The following is a 24,476-nucleotide window of genomic DNA, read 5'->3' on the forward strand; positions in this document are numbered from 1 at the left end:
TGCGCCGTAGCGATTTCATGGGACATGCGATGAAACTGCTGGTCGTTGAAGACGAGAACAAGACGGCGGATTACGTCCGCCAAGGTCTCATGGAGGCGGGATTCGTCGTGGATCTGGCGCGCAACGGATTGGACGGACACCACCTGGCCATGGGCGAGACATACGATCTGGTGGTCTTGGATGTCATGCTGCCGGATGTCGATGGCTGGCGCATCGTGCGTGCCCTTCGAGATGCCGGTAAACAGGTTCCTGTGCTCTTTCTGACGGCGCGTGGCGGTGTAGACGACCGTGTCAAGGGATTGGAACTGGGAGCGGACGACTACCTCGTCAAGCCATTCGCGTTCTCTGAGTTGCTGGCGCGGGTGCGGACGCTGCTGCGACGCGGAAGCGCTCCGAACCAGCCTGATCGCATCCAGGTTGCCGATTTGGTACTGGACTTGGCGCGCCGGCGCGCAACGCGCGCTGGCCAACGCATCAATCTCACCAGCAAGGAGTTCGCGTTGCTTGAGCTCCTGGCCCGTCGCCAGGGGGAGGTCCTTCCACGTTCTCTGATCGCGTCGCAGGTATGGGACATGAATTTCGACAGCGACAGCAACGTCATCGATGTAGCCATCCGCCGTCTACGCGCGAAGATAGACGATGCGTTCAATCCGAAGCTCATCCACACCGTGCGTGGAATGGGATACACGCTCGATGCGCCCGATGATGCCCCTGCGCCATAAGCCGCGGCAAAGCCGTCCAGCGTCGCTTGCATTAAGGGTCACGGCCCTGGTTGGTATCGCCACGACCTTGGTGTTTCTTGTGTTCAACTGGGTCATTCTCCGGTCGTTGGAGCACCACTTTGCTCAACAGGATGCCCACGAACTGGAGGCAGTGACAACCGCTTTGGCTCAGCCCTTGCACCAGCTTGCAAGTGACATCGCAAGCGACGAACTGAAGCAACACTTGGCCAACGCAGTCGCAGGACATCATGGGATGACGTACGGCGTCTACGATGGGTCTGGCAATAGCATCTATGCCACGCCCGGCCCTGACCTGTCGAGACTTGCCAGTAGCAAAAAGTTGGTCAACCGCATCACCGCTGACGATTTGATCGTGTGGCAGGAGGATCAGAGGTCATATCGAGGTGTGGTGATACAACTGCCTGCTGACGATTCAGCGGCGCCCGGCTACCGCATCGTCGCCGCCATGGACATCGGCTTTCATCTCGACTTCCTGGCGGAGTTCAAGCGCATGCTCTGGTGGGCAACCGGCTTGGTCATGTGTCTGGCGCTCGGTGTGGCTTGGCTGGCGGTGCAGTGGGGCCACCTGCCGATTCGCAAGGTCAATGAAGAGATTCGGGCGATTCGCTCTTCAAAGCTGGATGTGAGGCTGGATCCTCGGGATGTGCCGATCGAACTGGCGGAACTGGTATTCGCCTTCAACGATATGTTGGCGAGAATCGAGGAAGGCTTCACCCGGCTATCACACTTTTCCGCAGACATCGCGCACGAGTTGCGCACGCCCGTCACCAACCTGGTCACGCAGACTCACGTGGCGCTTGGCCAGCCGCGCAGCAACGAGGAATACAGAGAAATCCTCTATTCAAATTTGGAAGAGTTTGATCGGATGGGACGCATGATTGGGGACATGCTGTTTCTTGCCCAAACGGAAAATGATCCCCGCAACTTGCGTCTGTCTACCATTGATCTGTCCGAGTTGGTGCGGAGTCTGTTCGACTATTTCGAGGCGCTGGCAGAAGATAGCGGCATTACGCTTGGTGTTAAAGGGGCGATCGGCAGCATAGCGGCGGATCGGGAAATGCTCACCCGGGCGCTGAACAATCTTCTCTCGAATGCAATTCGACACACGCCTCGCGGCAAGAGCATCACGGTCTTGCTTTCGCAAGATGAGCAGTGGACAACGATCAGTGTGGTCAATCCCGGTGAGAGAATTCCTGAGCCCGATCTACCAAAGCTCTTCAACCGCTTCTACCGAGTTGATCCGGCACGGCAACGAAATACGGCGGGCGCCGGTCTTGGCCTTGCCATCGTGAAATCGATTGCGGAGGCACATGGTGGCTCCGTTGCCGTGACCTCCAGTGAGCTTGTCACCAGGTTTGACTTGGTATTGCCCCATCTGCGGCAGTAGTCCGAGGGTGCTGCGGTCCGTCCAGCCAACTGGCGTATCTCTTTGCCTGATTCTGGGATCTACCCGGCCGGCCACGTTGCTACGCGAGCGGGACATTTTTTCTCCGTGACTGCCACGTGCCCAGTCCTAGCGGCAGGCGCCGTCATCATGCGCTTGTGTATCCCATCGCTACGTCCACACCGCGCGCGAGGGCCTTTGCTCGGCCGCGATCCGGTCACAGTTCCGGTCACCGTTCGTAGATAGCCTCCGATCGGTGCCGAACGTCTGCCTGCTCGGCACATCTGTCGCGCGCTCACTTGGCGGTGTGCGCTGAGCCCCTGAGGTGAGCTGGTCTGCAGGTTCGCTGCGCGGGGTGTGTACCCCGTAGCTGGGTACAGAGAGTCTTTTTGATCAAGATCAAGGTACTGCCTTTACCTCAGCTCTATGCTGAGCTTAACAAGCCACATTTGGCACGGGTCGATCATGCTCAGAAATATCGAGGACTTTTTAGCCCGGGGCCATGGATATCTCCGGTGTTCAGCCCCATTTTTCTGGCATACCTGTTTTATGGATGGGCCTGATCAGCGCCCTGCACGGCACTCGAATGCGGGAATCTCGCCAATCGACAAGGGTCAACTTCACGAAGGAGCATCGCCATGAATATTCCGCCCGATCGAAGTAAGAGCACAGGAAACGGCCCGAACTGGTCTCGCATCAACCAGTGGCTGCTGTGGCTCGGCCTCGCCGCCGCCGTTGCCTGGATGTTCTACCGCCACAACGCCCATCTTCTGCAACTGCTTCCCTTCCTCTTCATCCTCGCCTGTCCGTTGATGCACATCTTCGGCCATGGCAGTCACGGCGCACATGGCGGTCATGACCATCAAGATCAGCCGCCTCGGGGCGATGAAGAGGGTTCGCCTGCGCGCCGATCAGACGACCGGAGCCGCCCGAAATCCGTCGGCCAGTCCGGGCACCACCACTGAAACCACCGGAGCATCATCATGGAAACCATCGAACTCAAGGTTGCCGGCATGACCTGCGCCTCCTGCGCGAACTCGGTCAGCAAGGCGCTCAAGCGCGTAGCTGGTGTGCAAGACGTGCATGTCGATCTCGCTCGCGGCGCAGCGAGTGTCACCGGCGACCAGACGGCCCAGAAGACGCCTGAGCTGATCGCGGCCTTAGCTGCCGCGGGCTACGAGGCATCCGCTGATTCCTCGCCGGGCATTGCGGCGGGTGCCGGTGCCTCCCATGCGCCGGCCGCTGTCCGTTCAAAGGGGCATGGCGGCTGCTGCTGCCGCTGATCGACGCCATGGACGCACGCACGAACTCCCAGGGTATCGCCGCCGCACCGCTTGGGCTCTTTGCTGCCTACTGGGGCGACATGCTGTGGCGGACCGTCGCGTCCGGCGAAGCGCTGAGACAGCGCGCCAACAACATGACCGAACACGAAGCGGCGGGTATGCCGCCGCTGCTCCACTTCGAGTCAGAGCAGGTGGCTGACGGCCACGACTTGCAACCGGCGAGCAACTACCGGCTCCTGCGTGTCACTCGCTGTGGCACCGACGCTTTGGAGAAGCATGTGCGCAAAGGCGCCGCGCCGGTGCTGGTGGTCGATCCACGCGCCGGCCATGGCCCTGGCATTGGCGGCTTCAAACGCGATTCTGAAGTTGGCATGGCACTGCTCGAAGGCCATCCCGTGTACTTCGTAGTGTTCGATCCGGAGCCCGTCGAGGGCCAGACCATGGGCGCAGTCGTCCAGACCCTGGCCACATTCATCGACATGGTGGCCAAGCGCCACCGAGGCAAGGCCCCGATCGTCTACGGCAACTGCCAAGGCGGTTGGGCGATCACGCTGGCGCTGTCGCACTGCGAGCACCGTGCCGCCTTGGCAGTGCTCAATGGCTCGCCGCTGTCGTACTGGGCAGGCGAGAGAGGCATCAACCCCATGCGGTTGCTCGGTGGGTTCACGGGCGGCATCTGGCCGGCGCACTGGGCGTCGGACCTCGGCGCCGGGCGATTCGACGGTGCCTGGCTGGTCCAGAACTTCGAGGCGTTGCGGCCCGAGGGCGTGTTCAAGAAATACGACACGCTCTTCGCGCAGCCGGAGACTGAGCGCGATCGTTTCCTGGAGTTCGAGCGTTGGTGGAATGGCTTCTACCAGCTTGCCCGCGAGGAAATGTTGTCGATCGCAGGCGATCTTTTCGTAGGTAATCACCTGGAGAGCGGCGAGGTCGTGGTCGATGGCCACTGCCGCGCGGATCTCAGCCGCATTGGCGCACCGCTGGTAGTCTTTTGCTCCAACGGCGACAACATCACACCGCCCCACCAGGCGCTCGGCTGGCTCAAAGCGGTATATCCGACGACCGCAGACCTGGTGGCGGCGGGCCAGCGCGTGGTGTACCTGCTGCACCAACATGTTGGCCACCTTGGCATCTTCGTCTCCGCGGGGGTGGCGCGACGCGAGCACCGCGCCATCTTGCATCATGCCGAATCGATCCAGGCACTCAAGCCTGGACTCTACGAGATGGTTCTGGAGGACAGCGCCTCTTCGGAGTCGGCCGCCGCTGCGCAGTTCCAGCCGCGGCGGCTGGAAGACCTGCCTTACGACGCCAACCCGGCGGGGTTCGACAAGGTCGAAGCACTTTCGGAGATCACCGAGCGCTTCTATTCGCAGTGGGTGTCGCCGTGGGTCCGCTTCGCCGTCACCCCCGACTCGGCTCGTGAACTTCGCGCGCTGCACCCCATGCGCGTCAGTCGCAAGGTCTGGTCCGAGCAGGTGACCCCGGCCCTGGCGCTGCTGCCATGGGTGCAACGATGGCTTGAGCAGTGGAGTGCGCAGGATCCCCATCGGGCCGAAAATCCTTGGTATCAGCTTGAGCGAACTGGTGCAGACGCGATTGGGCAGGCCATGGAATCATGGCGCAAGAGCCGGGACCTGTGGGCTGAGCTTGTGTTCGAGCAGGCCTATGCCAACTGAACGACCCTCCACTGTGGCTGCAAAAAGAGACGCTCACGGGTCGCAAGCAGCACGCTCCTTGTCGGAGGCGATGCGCCTGCCACGGCCGATTCCGCTTTTCAGCGTCGTCCAGGCACGGATCAAAGTTGGATTCTCCCGTATCACCACGCCAGCAACGGCGCTACAGCATCGGAAGCATGGGCCTGATCGGCGGCCTCGCGTGCTGCTAGCGCCGAGCGAAACTTGGCAATTCGATCTGATGAACGTTGCCAATGGCGGCGACGTCGGCACTGACCGGCGCTGACGGAGCTCCGACATGCGCGTCCTCGCCATCAATGCCGGCAGTGCGACCCTGAAGTTCGGAGTTTTCGAGTCGGCTCGTACCTTGCCATTGATCGACTCGGCGATTGATCATCCTGCGGTGGATGCTGCGACCTTCGAGGAGATCGAGCGGCACTTGCACAGGGCGGGTGTCACAACGATCGATGGCATTGGTCACCGCGTCGCACACGGTGGCCCACTGTTGAGCAACGCGGTGCTCGTGGATGAAGAAGTCGAACGCGAGATCGGCAAGGCTTCGGCTCTGGCGCCGCATCACAATCCTGCCGCATTGGCCGGCATACGCCTGACCCGTGAGCGTTGGCCCGGCGTGCGCCACGTCGCGGTCTTCGACACCGCTTTCCATGACGACATGCCCGAATACGCCCATTCCTATGCTGTTCCGCCATCGTGGCGCGCGGCAGGGGTACGGAGATACGGCTTCCATGGCCTGTCCCACCAGGGTGTACTGGCCGCCGTCAGCACCGAGCTGAAACGGCCGCCGTCAGAACTTCGTATCGTGAGCTGCCACATTGGAAGCGGCGCCAGCGTCTGCGCGATCGATCGCGGAAGGTCGATCGATACATCGATGGGAATGACCGCGCTTGAAGGTCTTGTGATGGGCACGCGCTGTGGAGACCTCGACCCTGGCGTACCCGGCTTCGTCGCACGCGCACTGGGTTTGACGTTGGCGCAGATCGAGGCGGCGCTTTACAGCGACAGTGGACTCAAAGGATTGTCGGGTGAGAGTTCGGACCTGCGGATTGTGGAGAAGCGCGCGGGAGAAGGAGTCGCAGCCGCCCAACTGGCATTGCAGGTACACGCGTACCGCGTGCGCAAGTACATCGGCGCCTACGCCGCCGCGATGGGCGGTTGCGATGCTGTGGCCTTCACTGGCGGAGCTGGAGAAAATTCGGCCGCGTTGCGTCGGCGCATCGTTGATGGCCTGGAGTTCATCGGCCTGGAACTAGACGAAGAGCGCAATCGCGCCTACTCGCCCAACACTGAAGTCGCCCAGTTGCAGTCATCCCGATCCGCCGTCGCCGTGCTGGTGGTTCAAGCACGCGAGCAGTTAGCGATCGCGCGTGAGACGTTCCGAGCGCTGAATGACCAGGCAAGTGGTTTGGTATAGGCAATGAACTGGGACAAGGCCACGATAAGTCTTCCTCCGGGCCGGGAGCCACGCCCGTTGATGCTCGCGCCGAAGATGGTCCAGTTGCCCATCCAACCGCACGTTGAAGGAAGAAACGGAGCGGTTCAGACACCGGGCCCTTGACCCATGTGCAGCACCTGGGTTCAAACTCTCTCGAAAGTGAAGGGATTCAAGACAACCTTGCTGGAGGATGGTGATGCAACTCATTGAATGCGCCAAGGCGGCAGGCGTCACACCGGACACGTTGCGTCACTACCTTCGGGTGGGGCTTGTGGTGCCCGATGGCCGGGGCACGAACGGCTACCGCGCATTCTCGGATCGAAGCGTCGCCCGGGTGCGTTTCATACGCAATGCATTGGCCCTCGGCTTCACGCTCAAGGACGCTGCAGAGTTTGTCGAGATGAGCCAGCGCGGTGCATCGCCTTGTCCGCGCGCGCGGGCGCTGCTGAGCGAACGGCTTGACGAGCAGGCCCGGCGGCTGAAGGAGGCGACGGATTTGCATCGCCGCATGCAGCAGGCAGAGCGCGACTGGAAGCGGTTGCCGGACGGCGTCCCGGATGGCCATTCCGTCTGCGGCTTGATCGAAGGAGCGGATGCGGACGTTCAGCGCAATTGGGTGCGCGCGAAGTCCCGTCGTGTACGCGCATGAATCGCTCTGATCATCGTCGACATTCCCCGGCATCACGACGCTCTACGTACATGCGGTGCAGCGGTTGTGGTCGTGCCGATCACGCCAGCGCCAAGTGTGAGTCGTCTATCCACTTCGCAGCATCCGCTGCACACGAGCGAGCGAGGCGCCCCCGATGAGCCACCTCACGACACGGGATCGAACCGTATCGCCCGACGGATATGCCGCCGCGCTACGGATCTTGCGCCGGCTGCTGGCCGGCATCGAGCGCCCGCCGGCGTTGCGTCTGGGCGATATGCTCTTGCACGAGCTCGAATCGCACCCGGAATACACCCTGATCATCCGTGACCCGGGACTGCTGCGTCGCTTGGTCCTGCGCCCGGATCCGCTGCTGCTGGCGGAAGCCTATTTCCGCGGCACCATCGACATTGAGGGAGACCTGTACACCGCGCTCGGGCTCAAGGCGCATTTCGAGAAGTTTTCGCTCTCTTGGCGCGACAAACTGGCCCTGTTGCGCGACGCACTGCTGCTGCGTGTGTCCGACCAGGACGGGTTGAAGCCCTCGCGGAGTCTGGCCTCGCGCGTCGCACGTCGCTTCTCCCATCGCCATTCGCGTCAAACCGATCAGGCCGCGATCTCCTTTCACTACGATGTGTCCAACGCGTTCTATGGCCTCTGGCTCGATGCCGAGAGGGTCTACTCATGTGGCTATTTCAAGGCGACGGATGACACGCTGGACCAGGCTCAGCGCAACAAGCTGGAGCACATCTGCCGCAAGCTGCGCCTGCAGCGAGGCGAACGCCTGCTCGACATCGGCTGCGGCTGGGGCGCGCTCGTATGCTGGGCGGCAAGAGAACATGGCGTCCGTGCGCACGGCATCACGCTCAGCCAACAGCAACTCGAATACGCGCGCGAGCGCATCCGCTCGGAGGGCCTGCAGGATCTCGTCACCGTTGAACTGCGCGACTACCGTGACCTCGAAGGCACGGCCGTTTTCGACAAGGTGTCAAGCATTGGCATGTTCGAGCACGTGGGACTCGCGAACCTAGCGGCCTACTACGCCGTGGTCCAGCGGGTTTTGCGGCCAGGAGGACTCTTCCTCAACCATGGGATCACCCATGACGAGGAGGGCTGGAACCGAACCGTCGCGACCGAGTTCATCAACCGCTACGTCTTCCCCGACGGCGAATTGGACTGCGTCAGCAATATCCAGCTAGGGATGGAGCGCTCCGGCTTCGAGATCCATGACGTCGAAGGTCTTCGACCCCACTACGCGCTGACCTTGCGTCATTGGGTCCAGCGGCTCGAAGCGCGCCGGGAGGAGGCCTTGCGGGAGGTCGATGAGGTGACCTTCCGCATCTGGCGCTTGTACATGGCGGCGTGTGCACTGGAATTCGAGGCCGGGGGGACTGGGATCTACCAGATCGTCGCGTCCAAACGCGACGGCGGAAGCTGGCCCGTGCCTTTGACCCGCTCTGATCTTTATGGAGAACACCAGCCATGAACGCTAGATGGCCGTGCCGCTGGCGCGCGAAAGACGATCGCAGACGCCAGCCTTCCCAATCTCGCCGTCGCGCTTACCTGCGTGCCGGCTCTCAAGGACTTTCCACATGAACCACGAGCTTCCCTGGGTCGCCGAGCGCGTCCGCGTGTTCCGCGAGTCTGATCCCGAGTTCGCCCGCTGGGCGCGCGGCCACGGCCCCATCACCCACAACGATCTCACGCAACTGCGAGTCCACGATCTCGCACAGGTGCTGGTTGCCGAAGGCAAGGCGAGCGACACAACCGCGGTGTATCGCACGCTGTGGGCGGCGGACCGCCTGGCCGTGGCAGGCATGTGGTTGACGGTTCACATGACCTACGCCGACCGGGTCTATCCCGATGGCCGGGGGATGAGAGCCGAGGATTTCAAGGAGACGCCGGAGGGGCATACCGGTGGGTCGCTGAACATCGTGCCGGCCTATGTCGGCTACCTGGCCGCGAACGCGCTCAGTGGGTTGACGCGTGGCTGGTTGATGGGCCAGGGCCATTGCGTCGCGGGCATCGATGCCTGCAACCTTCTGGTGGGCAACATGACGCCGCGTCACGCCGAGAGATACGACCGCAGCGAAAGCGGCCTCACGCGCTTTGCCCGGGATTTCTATAGCTACGCGATCGACGCACAGGGGCGTCCCGCCTCGCCGCTGGGCAGCCACGTCGGCCCGAATACGGCAGGCGGTCTGTCCGAGGGCGGCTATCTCGGCTTTGCCGAACTGCAGTACGTGCACATGCCCTTGCCCGGCGAGCGGCTGGTGGTGTTCCTCAGCGACGGCGCTTTCGAGGAGCAGCGTGGCAGTGACTGGGCGCCGCGCTGGTGGCGGGCAGAAGACAGCGGCTTCGTGGCACCGTTCATGATCCTCAACGGTCGCCGCATCGAACAGCGCAGCACCATGCAGCAGCAGGGGGGCCGAGAATGGTTCCACCAGCATCTGCGGCTGAACGGCTTCGACCCGATGGAGATCGACGGCACCGACCCCGCCGCGTTCGCCTGGGCCGTTCACGCGATGGAGGAGCGGTTGTCGGCCTGCGCGGCTGGAGTTTCGCAGGGCACCGTTCAGTACCCGGTACCCCTCCACTACACCATCGCCGAAGCGCCCAAGGGATTCGGCTTCCCCGGTGCTGGAACCAATGCCGCGCACAACCTGCCGCTGGAGGGGAACCCCCGGGTCGACCAGATAGCGCTTCAGCAGTTCAACGAGGGTGCTCGCGCTCTCTTCGTGCCGTCGCACGAACTCGACGAAGCGGTCGCACTACTGCGCCGGCACGAAGTGCAGCATCGTCCCCTGGAGCGGGACCATGCCCTGGCGCACCGCCAGGTGGCGGCCCCCAGACTTCCGGTTCCGCAGTGGCATGTTGCGGGCCAGGGCGAGGTCTCGCCAATGGCGGCACTCGACGGAGCCTTCGCGGCCCTCGTCCAAGCCAACCCACAGCTGCGTCCGCGGGTAGGCAATCCGGACGAGCTGCGCAGCAACCGCATGGGCCAGACATTGGACCTGCTCAAACACCGCGTCTTCACGCCCGAACCGGGCCTGGCGGAGGCCGTCGATGGCGCCGTGATCACGGCGCTCAACGAAGAAGCGGTGGTCAGCGCGGCGCTGGGCAACAAGGGCGGCATCAACTTGGTCGTCTCTTACGAGGCATTTGCCGTCAAGATGCTGGGCGCGCTGCGCCAGGAAATCCTGTTCGCGCGACATCAGGCGCAGGCAGGCACACCACCCGGATGGCTGTCGGTGGTCACGGTTGCGACGTCCCACACCTGGGAGAACGGCAAGAACGAGCAGTCGCACCAGGATCCGACGCTGGCCGAAGCGCTGTTGGGCGAAATGTCCGACACCTCGCGCGTGTTGTTCCCGGTCGATGCCAACAGTGCCGTTGCGGCGCTGCGCGCGGCCTACGCCTCGCATGGCCAGTTCTGGACGCTGGTCGTTCCCAAGCGGGCCGTCGCCAGCCAGTTGAGTGCCGAGCAGGCCGAACGCTTGGTCGATCAGGGTGGTTGGGTGGTGAAGCCCTGCGACGCCCCCGAGGTGTTGCTGGTTGCCATCGGCGCATACCAGCTACAGCAGGCCCTGCTTGCGGGGCGGCGCCTCGAAGCCGCTGGACATCGGACCGCAGTGACCTGCGTCATCGAGCCGGGCCGCTTCAGAGCACCCCGCGACGAACGCGAGCAGGACTTTGTGGCCGGCGACCAGGCCTTGCGCGCCCTGTTCCCGGAGACTGCCGCCGTGCGCGTCATCGTCTCGCACATGCGACCCGAGCCGACGCTGGGCCTGATGCGCCGGATCGATACAGGGGCGCGGCAGACCCGTGCCTTGGGCTACCAGGCGCGCGGCGGGACACTCGATGTGGCCGGCATGCTGTTCGCGAACCGTTGCACGTGGGCGCACGTGGCGGCCGAGGCGGCTCAAGGGCTCGGTGTCGATCCGGTGAGCTTGCTGAGCGTCGAGGAGTTGGCGGCCGTGCAGGGGCATGGCGACCCGCGCGTGGTGATGGCCCCGGCTTGAACCCCTTTCGGTCACATGGCGCGACCGGATTTATCGGCGGTCTGCAGCGACAGACCGCCCTGCCGCGGGTCGCCGTCTTGTGGAATGGGTGTGGTCGGATGTCGCGGCGGCCCATGCTGGAGTCGCAAGACCGCCATTGTCCCGTTGCCCCTGGCATTCCGTCAGGTCAGGGCCAAGGCGACTGCGAAGCCAACCGCAGCCATTGCCGCATACGACGGGAACACTCTCCACGCAAGCGATTTTCCGTCCAACGACGTTAACAGGACAAGTTTGGTGGCTTGATTGACGGACGCCGCGATGAACAACGCCAGGGTGGCCGATGCGGCGGTGACGGCGCCTTCGTCTACCAGACGGCCAATCGAGAGCGTGATCGCATCGACGTCCACAAGACCCGAGGCGGCGGCGGTGAGCATGACTCCGGCATCCCCGAAGCGATCGGCAAGAAAGCGGCCTGCCAGCATCACCGTGGCCAAGAACGCCGCGAACTGTAGCGCGGAGCGCAGTTGCAACGGGTTTCCAAGTTGCAGTTCGGGCAAGTCTTCGGCTGACGACCGCGCCGCCAGGAACGTCCCCACAACACCGCCAACTGCGGCCATGGCCACAAAGATGACCACCGGGCCCCAGCCGATGCCGGGGGCCGCGATGGCGACGAGGGCCGCCATGCGGGCAAACATGGCTGCGCACGCGAGCGCCGCACCCGCCGCTGCCAGTGGACGCCACCCTGGCGTCTGCCCGGCCCACCGAGCCAACGTGGCCGTGGTGGCGGTGCTCGACACGATTCCCCCGAGCAGCGCTGTGAATACTAGCCCTCGCTTCCTGCCGAGCGAGCGCATCAGGACGAACCCAGTGAACGACAGCACAGCCAGCAGGACAACGGCCCACCAAAGGCGATAGGGATTCAGCGCCTCATAGGGGCCAAAGCCACGGTCAGGGAGCACCGGCAGCACGACCACGCTGATCAACAGCAACTGCGTGCCGCTGCTGATCTCCGCCTCCGACAGCTTGCCGACGCCGGCATGCAAGAACTGCTTGAAACGCAGCAGTGCCAGTACGACCACGGCGGCAGCCGCCGAGACTTGCCAAGCGCCGCTGGTCGCCAGCGCCCCGATGGCGAATGTCGCAAGGGCGGCGACGGATGTGGTCAGTCCCATCACGGCATGCATATGCGCCGTCACCAGGTAACCGACCGCCAGATACAACCCGACGAGTACCAGCAGCGCGATGAGCATGCCGGCTCCCCAGCGCTGGGCCATCAGCCCACCAAGACCGCCGAGCAGGCCGATCAGCGCGAAGGTGCGAACGCCCGCGACCCGATGCCCCTCGGGCCGCTCACGTTGCTGCCAACCCCGTTCCAGGCCGATCAGAAGTCCCGAAGCGAGTGCCAGCGCGAGCCCGACCAGCGCGGGATCATCGAATTCACTCATCGTCGCACCTGGACGCGGTCTCGGATGAAATCACGCTGCAGTCCCAGCGAAGCATCGGTCCGCGCCATCGACGTCTGGGGATCGGTCTCGATGCCGCTCAAGGCGCGAATGGCATCGATGGTTTCGGGGATCACGATCGCCTGGTTGAAGACCTGGTAGGTGTAGTACACCTGATCGCCATCGACCGAAAGGACGTCCTCCCACAAGGCGACCTCCCACAGGTCGCCGCGCGGTCGGCCGAGATCGGCCATGAGTTCCACCGTGCTGTTGAGGGCCACGAGACCATCCGAGGATCGCACGAACGCGATCCGTGGCGCAGCGCGAAAGGCCGCCAGCACCTCGTCGCGCGTGGCCGGCCTCGTCAGTTCGACCCACCAGGTGTGCAGGTGGCTGCTGTTGTGCGGTGCCTTGACCGCGATCGTGACGACGTCCAGGTCCGGGATCACAGTGCGCGCGTCCGGTCCCTGATGGCTGGGGATCGTCTTCTCCGGCAAGAGCGTGTTGATGATGCCCTCCGCATGCGCCTCCCACGGGTCGGAAGCCCGGCGGATCAGCGTCCCGCGGGCTCGCTTGAGCAGGCCCGCTGTCCGAAGCGCCCCCAGGGTGCGCACGATCGACGTCGTGTTGCAGGACACCACCCGGGTGGAGGTGCGGCCGATCGCGGTTGCGTAGTTCTCCTGCGCGACGAACGAATGACCGGTCAACGCGTGGGACTCGCCGCCATGGAAGATGGACTTCACACCGGCAGCGTCGTACGCCCTCTTGTTGACCGCGGCGACTTTCTTGGGTGTGCAATCGACCACGACGTCCGCGTTGGCGAGCAGGTCGGCCAGATCGCCCGCGACGGGAAGCCCCGCAGCACGCATCGATTGTGCGGCTTCAGCGGTCGCCGCGTAAATCGGGAAAGCGCGCTGCGCGGCCACCTGCAGGCGATAGTCGTGCACCACGTCCGCGACGCCGGCCAGCGCCATGTCCTCCTGGAGTGCGACCGCATCCGCCACCCGCTTGCCGATCACACCGTATCCGTTCACTGCCACTCTGACCTTGTTCATGCCTGACTCCTTGCTTGATGAGGCGCTTCAGCCGCGGCTGCGCGCGATGGAAAACGTGAACCGGATCGCCAGCGCATAGCCCAGCAGCGCGAGTACCGGCATGTCGCCCCAGCGCGGGCCCACGCCGTGCTGCATCAACAAGCTCGATGCGATGTACAGGCCGAGCGTCACGAGCGCCAGCGCGACGCGACGGCCGAGGCGGTCGATCCCGCTCAGCATCCTGGCATCCGGCTTGATCGACAGTTGCAGCAGGTCACCCTGCCGCAAGACGCTGTGCAGACGCCGCGCCAGCAGGGAGGGCAGGGCGTGGGCCGCGTTCCCCAGTTCATAGGGCAGACGCTGCGATGCCGCAGACTTGGGCTCGTCGAAGACGCCCGTGGTCGTGTGGCGAGAGATGGCTTCGATGATGGAAAACTCGGGTGCCAGCAGGCGCACCGTCCCTTCGAGCAACAACAGGGTACGCGTGAGCACGAGGAGGTCCCTGGGCAGCCGGACTTCCTGGGTCCGGCCCGCCGCCACGAGCTGCGCGAGAGCACCTGAGAGCGACCAGTCCTTCAGCGGCCTCTGTGCGCAGTCTGCGACCAGGGCACGCACGACAGGCACGAACACGGCCCGATCGGTGCCGTCGCCGAGCAGGCCCAGGTCGAGCCAGGCATCGACCACCCATTCGGCATCCTGCTCGACGAAGGCCAGGGCGAACGCCACCAGCGCCCGCCGCATGTTGCCGTCGACCCGGCCCACGATGCCGAAGTCGTGCAGGCAGATGCGGCCATCGTCCATCACGAAGACGTTGCCGGGATGGGGGTCGCCGTGGAAGAAGCCATCGCGGAAGATCTGGGCGACGTAGCTGTCCACGAGTTTGCCCGCGGCCGCCACCGCGGTGGACGAAGGCAGACCGTGCAGGTGAGCTCCGTGGCTGAACTGCTGGACCATGACGGTCGGCGTGCACAGGCCGTCCACCACGTCGGGGATCACGATGTCGGCAGAGCCGCGCCAGGCGTCGGCGAAACGTCGCACGGAAGCTGCCTCGCGCGACAAATCCATCTCGTAGCGGAAGTTGGCCGCAACCTCGTCCACGATGGCTGCCAGCCCCCAGCGACGCAGCGAGGGCACGAGCCCCTGCATGACCAGGACGATGCGGCGCAGGATGCGCATGTCGGTCTCGGCCTGCTCGGCCGCGCCAGGACGGCGGATCTTCACCACCACTTCCGTTCCGTCCGGCAGGGCTGCACGATGAATCTGGGCGATCGAGGCCGCGGCGAGCGCGTGCATGTCGAAGCGTGCGAAGACCTGCTGCCATGGGCGGCCGAGCGCCGCCTCGACCTCCTGGACCGCCTGCTCGGGAGGAAACGGCGCCACATTGGCCTGCAGGCTGGCCAGAGCCTCTTGCGCATCGGGCGCCAGAATGTCGGCCCGCAGGCTGAGATGCTGGCCCAGCTTCACGAAGGTCGTGCCCAATCGCTGCAGCACTTCGGCGAAGCGGTCGGCCGCCCGGTGGGTATCGCAGCGCATCAGGCCCCGGTGCCAGGCCACCCAGAGCAGGAGCCCGCTCAGGGCCATAGCGATCTGCGTGGCCCGGCGCAGCGCCGAGCGTTGCGTTGGGCGGCCCGCAAGACGCACGGTGGAAACGGGGCGGTTCGGTCGCGTCATGGCTCATCCAACCTGTTGCGCAGGCGGCCCGCATGCCAGGCTGCGATGTTCGAGATGGTCTCGTCGAGGATGCGCGCGATCGCCTCCGACGTATTGAACCCGACATGCGGTGTCACGAGCACACGCGGATGCGTCAGCAGTGGGCTGGATGCCGACCAGCCGGTATCGCAACCCAGTCCGCCGCAGCCCGTGGGCACTTCGGGAGACAGATCCCCTTCCTGTTCCAGCACGTCCAGTCCTGCTGCGGCGACGGTACCTGCCTCCAGTGCGTGCAGCAGGGCGGCCTCGTCGATGAGCGCACCCCGTGCCGTGTTGATCAGTACCATGCCCGGTTTCATGCGCGCGAAGGCCTGCCCATCGAGAAGGTGGTGCGTGGCCTGCGTGGCCGGAACATGAAGGCTCAGAACATCGCTGCTTTGCAGGATCTGCTCCCACGTCACCACGCGGACGCCGGCGATGGGCGCTGCCGTGATGTCGAGCGATGGGGCGAGGGCCGGGTCGTACGCGAGAACTTCCATGCCGAAGCCCAGGGCGATACGGGCCACGTGGCGCCCGATCCGGCCCAGCCCGACGATGCCCAGCGTCTTGCCTTCCAGCTCGAAGCCGGTGAGGCCGCGGTAAGCGAACGAACCTTGGCGCGCCCGCTCGTGGGCTTGTGTCAGATGGCGAGCCACGCCCAGCAGCAGCGCGAAGGCATGTTCGGCGACGCTGGCAGACCCATAGTCCGGCACGTGGCACACGGCAATGCCGCGTCGGCGGCAAGCCTGCAGGTCGATGTGATCGAAGCCCGCGGAGCGCGTTGCCACGAGCCGCACGCGCGGCCGCAACCGGAGCACCGATTCGTCAACGCGCGTGCGCACGAAGACGCACAGCACCTCGGTGTCTTCATCGCCGACATCGGATACCACCAGGCGTTCGTTCTGGACGAAATGCGCGTGCCAGTGGGTCGGAAGCCGTTGCTGCAGCGCGGCCTGGTCCGCCGGTGCGATGTCGGAGAACAGAACGGACAGACGGTTCTGTGCGGTCATGAGCCCTCCTCGATTACCCGGTGCAGGGACAGAATGCAGAACGCGGCGATGAAGTGCCCGATCTTGGTGCCTTGCGCGAGTCCCGCTTGCGCGAATACCGTCGGCAGCCGGCCGGCGACCGCATCGCGCATGGTCTCGAATCCGTCGAGCAACTGAACCGTGAAGAACGCCGCGCGGCGCATCGGGCCCTGCGTGGGACCGCAGTCCGCGTAGGCCAGTGCGGGCTTGAATCTGGCCGGAGGATTCGTCATGGCACGGCCAGCCTCGCTCGGGGCTCACGGAACTGCCACAGCACGATGAAGCTGAGCACAGCGGCAAAGAAGCACCACACCGAGATGAACCAGGTTGCATAGAACATGTAGGCGGCGATTGCGGAGACAAAGGCGGCCACCCCAAAAGCCGCCACGCGCCGGTGGCTAGAAACCATCAGGCTTGCGCAGGTGCCGATCAGATACAGGGCCATCGTGGTCATCACGTAGAAGTGCGGCGAGTCGTAGAGGATGTGCTGGCCGACCACGCGGGCCGTGATGGGCAGCTTCACCAGCATCGCCAGCAGGTACAGACCGACGAGCGCGCCCGCGACTGCAATGGCCACCAGAACCCGACGGCGCCAACGGACGCTCTCCAGCGCCAGCGCAGCCAGCGGGACGTAGATCGGCCACAGGACGTGCGAGAAGAACGAGTAGAGATGCGTCAGCGCCACGTTCAGCAAGGGCGCGCGGTCGGGGAACGTCAGCCACAGCATGCCTTCGAGCAGTTGCTGGACCCCGAACAGCAGCGGGATGGCGGCATACGGCAGTTCGCGCCGTGAGCGGGCCCGGCGCATGGTGACGGTCCCCAGGCCCAGCAGAACCGCTGCGGCCGTGAAACTGGCGGGTGCGGAAAAGCACATGGGCAGTCATCTCCCCTCGATCGTGAGCGTCATGGCGAGCGCGGCGCAGCGGCTCATGGCGCGCCGGCTTCCATCAGTTCCTGCACCGCTGTCGCCAGCGGTGCCACCACGCTGATGCCGTTGGAGACATGCGGCACGGTGTCGCAGGTCACCACCCGCTGGGGCCCTGCCGCAAGAAGTGCGTGGTACGCGTCGGCGGCGAACAGGGCGTGCACCCCGATGCACACCGGTGGCGGCAATCCCACGCTGCGCACACTGGCGATTGCCTGGATCATCGTGCGCGCGCTGGACACGATGTCATCGATGAGCACGGGCTGGCGGTCTGCCAGGGCCGCGGTGTCGGGAAGGCTGACCTCCACGTCCTTGTCGCCCCGGCGGATCTTCTGCAACACCGTGAACGGCGCGCCAGCCAAGCGCGCGACTTCCTGGACCCATTGCTCGCTTTCCGCATCGGGTCCGATCAACACGGGACGGTCCACATGGGCTGCGACCCAGGCCGCGATGGCGGGCGCGGACTGGACCACACGGGTCGGCACCCGGTAGACCTCGCCGAGCGAGCGGTAGCGGTGCAGATGGGGATCGACGGTGACGACACCGTCGAACACCGTCGACACCAGCGCAGCAAACGTGCGGGACGTGATGGCTTCGCCCGTGTTGAAGCGCCGGTCCTGACGCAGGTACGCCAGGTACGGGGCAGCCAGCAACACGCGGGTGGCGCCGAGGTCGCGCGCTGCGTCCGCGGCGAACAACAAGGGCAGCGCCTTGGCGTCCGGCTGTGCCAGGCTGGCCACGATCACGACGGTGCGGCCGGTGACGTCGGCGTCCAGCCGCACCAGCGACTCGCCGTCCGGGAACCGGTGCAGTTGCAGGGCAGCCCGCTGCGCGCCCAACGCCCGGATCAGTCCATCGGCGAAGTCTTCGTCGCCCGGCAGGTGAAAAACGAGAGGTTTCATAGGTTCTCCAAAATCTGGAAGATCGGTGGGCGCGAGCGGACGAACTGCAGCGCATAGGCCAGCTCGCCCGGCGCCTGGGCGTGCAGCGTGAAGAGCGGCTGTCCCGCTTCGACCTGGTCGCCCAGGCGCGCATGCACGTCGATGCCGGCGGCAGCGGCGGTCGGTGCTCCGGCGAGCTTGGCCGCCCGCGCGAGCAGCCGGTTGTCGATTCGGGAGACCCGTCCCGTGGACGGCGATGCGACGGTGTGCCGATGCGTTGCCACCGGGATGCTGCGCAGGCCGCCCTGCTCAGCGCAGATCGCCTGGAACGTGGCCCAGGCGCGGCCGTCGGCCAGCACCTGCGTGGCGAGCGTCAGGCCGCCGCCGGCGGGCGCTGCACCGCCCATTTCGAGGATGTCCGCCGCCAGCCGCAACGCTCGCTCCCGCAGGTCGGCCGGGGCCTCGGGCGTCCCTTGCAGGACGGCCAGCACGTCGCGGGCCTCCAGTGCCGGGCCGATCCCGCGGCCGACCGGCTGCTCACCATCGGTGACGCGCAAGGCCACGTGCAGGCCGATGGCGCTGCCCACCTCCTGCAGGCGCCGACCGAGCGCCGCCGCGGCCTGCGCGCTGCGCACTTTGGCGGTGGCACCCACGGGCAGGTCGATCAGCACATGGGTCGAGCCCGCGGCGGCCTTCTTGGACAGGACCGAGGCGACGAGCTGGCCCTCGCTGTCCAGGTCCAGCGGCCGCTCGACGCGGATGAGGATGTCGTCGGCGGGGCTGAGCCGTACCGAGCCGCCCCAGACGATGCAGCCGCCCGTGCGTTCGACCACGCGCCGCATGCTCGGCACATCCAGGTTCACCGGCGCCAGCACCTCCATCGTGTCGGCCGTCCCGGCCGGCGAGGTGATGGCGCGCGAGGAGGTCTTGGGCATCGTGAGGCCGCAGGCGGCCACGATGGGCACCACGAGCAGGGTCGTGCGGTTGCCGGGCAGGCCGCCGACGCAATGCTTGTCCACCACCAGCGGGCGCCCCCAATCGATGCGGTCACCGACGCCAATCATGGCGTTCGTGAGCGAGACGGTCTCCGCGAGGTCCAGGCGATCGCCGGCGCAGGCGGTGATGAAGGTGGCCAGATGCAGGTCCGAGTAATGGCCCGCCGCGACGTCGGAGATGATGGCGCTGAACTCGGCATCGCCCAGGGCATTGCCGTAGACCTTGGCCCGGACATGGCTGAGCGAATCCAGCGGCGGTGCATGGGTCACCGTGACCAGCTGGCCCGGCTGCGCCCCCAGCGACGCCCATGCCGATTCGGACAGGCCAGCGACGTTCTCGGCCAGCCAATTCCCATCGACGACGCTGAGCGTCGCCACGATGCTGCGGCGGCCGGCCGTCAGCTGCACGCGCGCCTGGGTCGTGAAACCCTCCGACCGGCAGACAGGGCAGTCGCGCCGCATGTAGACCACCGGCTCCTGATGGGTGTCGATGCCGGTGCGCCACGCCTGCAGCGTGTTCACGCCATCCTCTCCGGTGCCGGTCTCGTGCAGGTGCGCCGTCATACCAGATCCACCGTCTGCAGGTACTCGGGCACGGCAACCGACCAGCCCAGTTCATGGTCGATCCGCGCGCGCAGCGCATCGGCCGCCTCCGGCTCGCCGTGGGTCACGAAGGTTCGGCGCGGTGTTTGCGTGAAGCCGCGCATCCACGCGAGGATCTCGTCGGCATCGGCGTGGGCGGAAAGGTTGTCGAGCGAGGCCACCTCGGCGCGGATCGGCACGTCCTGGCCATGGATGCGGACGGTGGACGCGCCGTGCACGATCGCGGCGCCACGGGTGCCGCCCGCCTGGTAGCCGGCGAACAGGATGGTGTTGCGATGGTCGGGCGCGAATGACTTGAGGTGGTGCACCACGCGTCCTCCCGTGGCCATGCCACTGGCGGAGATGATGACCATCGGTCCACGACCGGCGCTGAGCGCCTTGGACTCCTCGACCTTGTTGACGATCTTCGCGGCATGGCACATGCCCTCGCATTCCTCGGGCGAGAGCCGGTGCTCGTCGCGATGGGCGTGGTACAGCCGTGTGGCATCGATGGCCATCGGGCTGTCCAGGTACACGGGCAGGTGCTGGTGGACGCGCCCTTGCTTCTTGAGCTGGTAGATGCCGTACATCAGGCTCTGCGCTCGGCCGACAGCGAACGCTGGGATGACCACGACCCCTCCACGGGCGGCCGTCTTGTTGATGACAGTCTCCAGCTGCGCCAGTGCGTCGGACGCTTCATGCTTGCGGTTGCCGTAGGTGGATTCCACCAGCAGGTAGTCGGCGCCGGGGACCTGCACCGGCGGGCGCAGCACCGGGTCGTTGGGCCGGCCGATGTCGCCGGAGAAGAGCACGGATCGCCGGCCGTCGTTGAGGTGCACGAAGGCCGAGCCGAGCATGTGCCCGGAAGGCGTCAACCGCGCGGTGAGTCCGGGCAGCGCCTCGAAGTCCTGAGAGAACGGACGTGGCGCGAACAGCTTCAGGCAGCGCTCGGCGTCCTCACGGGTGTACAGCGGCAGCGCGGGCTGGTGTTTGGAGAAACCGTGCCGGTTGGCGAACTTCGCCTCTTCCTCCTGCAGATGGCCGCTGTCGGTGAGCAGGATCTTGCACAGCTCGTGCGTCGCGGACGTGCAGTAAACCCGGCCGCGAAAGCCTTGTCGCGCCAGCAGTGGCAGGTAGCCGCTGTGGTCGATGTGGGCGTGGGTGAGCACGACCGCGTCGACGGTCTTGGGCGCGACCGGCAGCGGCTCCCAGTTGCGCAGGCGCAGCTGCTTGAATCCCTGGAACAGGCCGCAGTCCACCAGAATGGTCGCGTCGCCATGGCGCAGCAGGTATTTGGAACCGGTCACGGTGCCGGTGGCACCCAGAAACTGAAGTTGCATGGTAGGTCTCCAAGGATGTTGTCGTTCAAAGAAGGACCGGCCGATCCGGCAACTCGTTGCCGTGGTCCGCGCCCCGCGGAAAATGCTGCGCCAGCAGGTGGCTGACGGCCACGATGCCTTCCAGGGCTCCGGCCTCGAAGCGTCCCTGCGCAAACTGGGCTTCCATGCGCTGGCACACAGCCGACCACCTTTCGGCACCGCAACAGGCATGGATGCCGCGATCGGCCACGATCTCCACGGCCCGGTCGGCCAGCAGCACGTAGATCAGGACGCCGCTGTTGTGCGCCGTATCCCACACACCCAGGCGTGCGAACAGGTCCAGCGCCCGCTCGCCCGGCGATTGGTTGCGCCACAGTGGCGATCCGTCCAGCGCACCCTCGACCACGAAGCGCAGTTGGCCCCCATGCTGGAACTCTCCCGTGCGGATGGCCTGCTCGATCGCATCCAGGGCACGCGGGGGGAAGGCGCGGCGGACTGCGCGATCCGTGGTCGCAAGGTGGCGAAGAAGTCGTTGCATGTTCATCTCACCACCGTCCTGACGCGCCGCCGCCACCGAAGCCGCCGCCGCCGCCGCGGAATCCACCGCCACCACCGCCCAATCCTCCGCCCGGCCAGCCGCCTCCCCGGTGGCGCCCGTGCAGGCCGCCGTGGCCACCCATGCCGATGCGCAGCAGCGTGACGAGAAATCCCGCCAGTCCAGCCACCGCGGCCACCGCGAAGGTGCCCACCAACAGCCACGCAGCGGCACCCAGCACGCCAGCCGTGACCAGGGAGCCTGGAAGGCGGCCGAGGGCGTTGCGCAGCACTCCGCCCAGCATCAGGGCCGCGACGAACAGGAAGGGCCAGGCCTGCCCGATGTCGTTGGTCTGCCCCTGCCGCCGTGGGTCCGCCGCAGGCAGGGCCTCGCCATCGATCACCCGCATGATCTGTTCGGCGCCTGCGGCGATGCCGCCGTCGAAATCGCCCTGGCGAAAGCGCGGCGTGATCACCTCGTCGATGATGCGCCGCGACACCACGTCGCTCAGCCCACCCTCGATGCCGTATCCGACTTCGATGCGCACGGTGCGGTCGTCCTTGGCCACCAGGAGCAACGCGCCGTCGTCCACCTTGCGACGGCCGAGCTTCCATTGCTCTACCACCCGCAGGGCGTACTGCTCGACGGGTTCGGGCCGCGTCGAGCGGACCATCAGCACGGCGATCTGCACGCCCTTGCGTTGCTCGAAGGCCCGAAGCTGCGCATCCAGCGCGGCGACACGATCGGCGGCGAGCGTTCCCGTGAGATCGGTGACGCGCGCCTGCAGCGGGGGAACGGCGACCAACTCCTGCGCGGACGCGACCGAAAGGAACAGGCTCAGCAGCAGCCAGGCCAGAGCGGGGGCCAGCCGAAGAGGGGCCGCCGGAGAGAGCACCGCTGTTCTGGGCGTTCTCATGTCAGGGGCGCGCCGCCGGCGCCGAGGCGCCGAAATCGACCTGTGGCGGCGCCGCCATGGCCTTCTCGTCGGCGACCGAGAAATTGGGCTTGACGTCGTAGCTGAACAGCTTGGCCGTGATGTTGGTCGGGAAGCTGCGCGTGAGCACGTTGTAATCCTGCACCGCCTTCACGTAGCGCCCACGCGCCACGGTGATGCGGTTCTCCGTGCCCTCAAGTTGGGCACGCAGGTCTTGAAAAGCCTGGTTCGCCTTGAGTTGCGGGTAGTTCTCGCTCACCACCAGCAGCCGGCTCAGCGCGCCGGACAGTTCGCCCTGTGCCGCCTGGAACTTCTGGAACGCCTCGGGGTTGTTGACGAGTTCCGGCGTGGCCTGGATCGAGGTCGCCTTCGCGCGGGCCTCGACCACCCGGGTCAGCGTCTCCTGCTCGAAGTTGGTCTCGCCCTTGACGGTCGCGACGATGTTGGGGATCAGGTCGGCGCGCCGCTGGTACTGGTTCAGCACCTCGGACCAGGCGGACTTGGTCTGCTCGTCCAGCCGCTGGAAGTCGTTGTAGCCGCATCCGCTCAGCGACAGGGCAAGCGCTGCGAGCAGGGACATCAGGATCAGTCTCATGGTTCGGTTTCCGTGGAAGTGAGAAAAGTGCGGGACGGTGAAGCGCTCACCAGGACGGGGTTGGCTGGCCACCAATGCCGCGGAATGAGCAGCAGCGCGAGTGTGGCGGCCAGTGGAATCGACAGCCACGCAAAGGTGCTCTGCATCACAGCGCCGAATAGCCATCCGCTGGTGGCCGATCCCAGTGTTTGTCCGAGGCCGGCTGCCGCGGCGAGCCCTCCCATCGCGATACCGAGCCGCCGCGCCGAGGTGCCGGCAGCGAGGTAGGCCAGGGTGGGGAGCACAAGACCCGTGCCCGCAGCCATGAAACTCACGCCGACGTACAGCCACATCTCGCTGCCATGGCGGGCCAGCATCAGGAGCCCGGCGATGCCCAGGACCATGCCGCAGGCCAGTACGCGGCGTGGGTCGGCGCGCTCCAGCAGGCCGGTGAAGAACAGCACCGCGTTGACGCCCAGCATCACCAGACTGCACTCGGCGAACATCAACGACACCTCTCGGGAGGAGAGATCGGGGTGGCGCTGGCCCTGCAGCACGATGCCGAGTTCAAAGCCGGCAAGCACGAACATGACCACACCGTTGAGAATCCAGAGCGCCAGGGAGCGGCTCCGGGGTGCTCCGTCGTGATCGGCTGCGTCCGCCTCTCCAAGGGAGGAAGGTGCGGGAAGCGTTGCGGCCAGGCCCAGCATCATCAGCGCGCCGAGCGCGGCCGAGAGTGCGATCACGAGCGTGGTCGATGAGCCCTGTACCAGCACGCTCAAGAAGCCCAGGCCGACAAGCCGTTCTGCAGCGGTGTTCAGGCCGGGGCCGAACAGGAACCCGAGCAGCGACATCGCACCCAGCCATGCAAAGCGCCTGGCGCGAATCGATTCTGGGGTGTACTGCGCGACGAGCGCCGGCACCACCGGCACGACCGCGGCCACAAAAAAGCCCGTCGCGCCGCGCAGCGCATAGATGCCGACCACGCCCAGGGACTCGGGGCGCAGCAGCGGGAGCAGGCTGGCCACGTAGCCGATCAGGCCCACCAGCAACACGCGGGCACGCCCCAGCCTGTCCGCCAGCATGCCCCACAGGGGCGCACCCAGCAGGATGCCCGCCGTGTAGATGCCGCTGAGGTAGCCGACATGGCGCGCAAGCGCCGCAGGATCCGCGTCGCCCATCAAGGGCCGCAGCCAGTCGGGGATCAAGGGCATCAGTGCCCCATATCCGGCCGAGACGACGAATACGGCCGCAGCGAGCCAACCCAGCTGCGCGACGCCGAGGTCTTGCTGGCGGGTGGGCCCGGATTCGCGCGGTGATCGCATGGCGCGGCTCTCTACCATGGTGGCCCGCCG

General features: G+C 65.8%; 22 protein-coding genes. 9 read left to right on the forward strand and 13 right to left on the reverse strand.

What is annotated here, in order from left to right:
- The first annotated feature begins 29 nt into the window (after positions 1–29).
- The 9 genes from A2G96_RS08755 (at position 30) to A2G96_RS08790 (ending at position 11,204) form a co-directional block, all read left to right on the forward strand.
- Positions 30–722, forward strand: coding sequence for a heavy metal response regulator transcription factor (locus A2G96_RS08755; RefSeq protein ID WP_062802112.1), 693 nt, complete (start codon positions 30–32; stop codon positions 720–722).
- The gene (locus A2G96_RS08760) at positions 706–2,130 is read left to right on the forward strand and encodes a heavy metal sensor histidine kinase (RefSeq protein ID WP_470290493.1); all 1,425 of its coding nucleotides are present in this window, start codon (positions 706–708) and stop codon (positions 2,128–2,130) included. Before A2G96_RS08755 ends, A2G96_RS08760 begins: the two co-directional genes overlap by 17 nt.
- Positions 2,131–2,765: 635 nt before the next feature.
- The gene (locus tag A2G96_RS32320; RefSeq protein WP_082818878.1) at positions 2,766–3,092 is read left to right on the forward strand and encodes a DUF2933 domain-containing protein; all 327 of its coding nucleotides are present in this window, start codon (positions 2,766–2,768) and stop codon (positions 3,090–3,092) included.
- Between the two features lie 18 nt (positions 3,093–3,110).
- A complete protein-coding gene (locus A2G96_RS08765) occupies positions 3,111–3,410 on the forward strand; it encodes a heavy-metal-associated domain-containing protein (RefSeq protein WP_023093273.1) in 300 nt (99 codons plus the stop codon).
- Positions 3,411–3,418: 8 nt separating this feature from the next.
- Entirely contained in the window at positions 3,419–5,086 is a 1,668-nt protein-coding gene (locus A2G96_RS08770; protein ID WP_062798551.1) for a DUF3141 domain-containing protein, read from the forward strand.
- Between the two features lie 295 nt (positions 5,087–5,381).
- A complete protein-coding gene (locus A2G96_RS08775) occupies positions 5,382–6,515 on the forward strand; it encodes an acetate/propionate family kinase (protein WP_031687137.1) in 1,134 nt (377 codons plus the stop codon).
- Between the two features lie 217 nt (positions 6,516–6,732).
- Entirely contained in the window at positions 6,733–7,185 is a 453-nt protein-coding gene (locus tag A2G96_RS08780) for a MerR family transcriptional regulator (protein ID WP_062798553.1), read from the forward strand.
- A 154-nt stretch (positions 7,186–7,339) separates the two neighbouring features.
- A complete protein-coding gene (locus tag A2G96_RS08785) occupies positions 7,340–8,668 on the forward strand; it encodes an SAM-dependent methyltransferase (protein WP_062798554.1) in 1,329 nt (442 codons plus the stop codon).
- 106 nt (positions 8,669–8,774) lie between these two features.
- Entirely contained in the window at positions 8,775–11,204 is a 2,430-nt protein-coding gene (locus A2G96_RS08790) for a phosphoketolase family protein (RefSeq protein ID WP_062798555.1), read from the forward strand.
- Between the two features lie 161 nt (positions 11,205–11,365).
- Here the strand turns inward: A2G96_RS08790 and A2G96_RS08795 are convergent, their stop codons facing one another.
- The 13 genes from A2G96_RS08795 to A2G96_RS08855 form a co-directional block, all read right to left on the reverse strand.
- Positions 11,366–12,628: an MgtC/SapB family protein gene (locus A2G96_RS08795; protein WP_062798556.1), complete on the reverse strand. Its 1,263-nt coding sequence runs from the start codon at positions 12,626–12,628 to the stop codon at positions 11,366–11,368.
- On the reverse strand, positions 12,625–13,680 hold the full coding sequence (locus A2G96_RS08800) for a type II glyceraldehyde-3-phosphate dehydrogenase (RefSeq protein WP_062798557.1): 1,056 nt from the start codon (positions 13,678–13,680) through the stop codon (positions 12,625–12,627). Before A2G96_RS08800 ends, A2G96_RS08795 begins: the two co-directional genes overlap by 4 nt.
- A gap of 27 nt (positions 13,681–13,707) precedes the next feature.
- Complete coding sequence (locus A2G96_RS08805) at positions 13,708–15,240, reverse strand: ABC1 kinase family protein (RefSeq protein WP_174549313.1); 1,533 nt, start codon at positions 15,238–15,240, stop codon at positions 13,708–13,710.
- 86 nt (positions 15,241–15,326) lie between these two features.
- A complete protein-coding gene (locus A2G96_RS08810; protein WP_023098526.1) occupies positions 15,327–16,358 on the reverse strand; it encodes a hydroxyacid dehydrogenase in 1,032 nt (343 codons plus the stop codon).
- Positions 16,355–16,609, reverse strand: coding sequence for a hypothetical protein (locus A2G96_RS08815; protein ID WP_023098527.1), 255 nt, complete (start codon positions 16,607–16,609; stop codon positions 16,355–16,357). The genes A2G96_RS08810 and A2G96_RS08815 overlap by 4 nt, the downstream gene beginning before the upstream one ends.
- Positions 16,606–17,250 (reverse strand): DUF6629 family protein, encoded by a 645-nt coding sequence (locus A2G96_RS08820; RefSeq protein WP_003121541.1) that lies wholly within the window; start codon positions 17,248–17,250, stop codon positions 16,606–16,608. The genes A2G96_RS08815 and A2G96_RS08820 overlap by 4 nt, the downstream gene beginning before the upstream one ends.
- Positions 17,251–17,303: 53 nt before the next feature.
- Positions 17,304–18,203 (reverse strand): ribose-phosphate pyrophosphokinase, encoded by a 900-nt coding sequence (locus A2G96_RS08825; protein WP_062798561.1) that lies wholly within the window; start codon positions 18,201–18,203, stop codon positions 17,304–17,306.
- Positions 18,200–19,741: a thymidine phosphorylase family protein gene (locus A2G96_RS08830; protein ID WP_062798563.1), complete on the reverse strand. Its 1,542-nt coding sequence runs from the start codon at positions 19,739–19,741 to the stop codon at positions 18,200–18,202. The genes A2G96_RS08825 and A2G96_RS08830 overlap by 4 nt, the downstream gene beginning before the upstream one ends.
- Positions 19,738–21,099, reverse strand: coding sequence for an MBL fold metallo-hydrolase (locus A2G96_RS08835; RefSeq protein ID WP_062798565.1), 1,362 nt, complete (start codon positions 21,097–21,099; stop codon positions 19,738–19,740). The genes A2G96_RS08830 and A2G96_RS08835 overlap by 4 nt, the downstream gene beginning before the upstream one ends.
- A gap of 25 nt (positions 21,100–21,124) precedes the next feature.
- Positions 21,125–21,622 (reverse strand): TPM domain-containing protein, encoded by a 498-nt coding sequence (locus A2G96_RS08840; RefSeq protein ID WP_062802113.1) that lies wholly within the window; start codon positions 21,620–21,622, stop codon positions 21,125–21,127.
- A gap of 1 nt (position 21,623) precedes the next feature.
- Positions 21,624–22,529 (reverse strand): TPM domain-containing protein, encoded by a 906-nt coding sequence (locus A2G96_RS08845; protein ID WP_062798567.1) that lies wholly within the window; start codon positions 22,527–22,529, stop codon positions 21,624–21,626.
- A gap of 1 nt (position 22,530) precedes the next feature.
- Entirely contained in the window at positions 22,531–23,142 is a 612-nt protein-coding gene (locus tag A2G96_RS08850) for a LemA family protein (RefSeq protein WP_023087277.1), read from the reverse strand.
- Entirely contained in the window at positions 23,139–24,464 is a 1,326-nt protein-coding gene (locus A2G96_RS08855; protein WP_062798569.1) for an MFS transporter, read from the reverse strand. Before A2G96_RS08855 ends, A2G96_RS08850 begins: the two co-directional genes overlap by 4 nt.
- Between the last annotated feature and the right edge of the window lie 12 nt (positions 24,465–24,476).

This window comes from Cupriavidus nantongensis, from assembly GCF_001598055.1.
In the GTDB taxonomy this organism is placed as follows: domain Bacteria; phylum Pseudomonadota; class Gammaproteobacteria; order Burkholderiales; family Burkholderiaceae; genus Cupriavidus; species Cupriavidus nantongensis.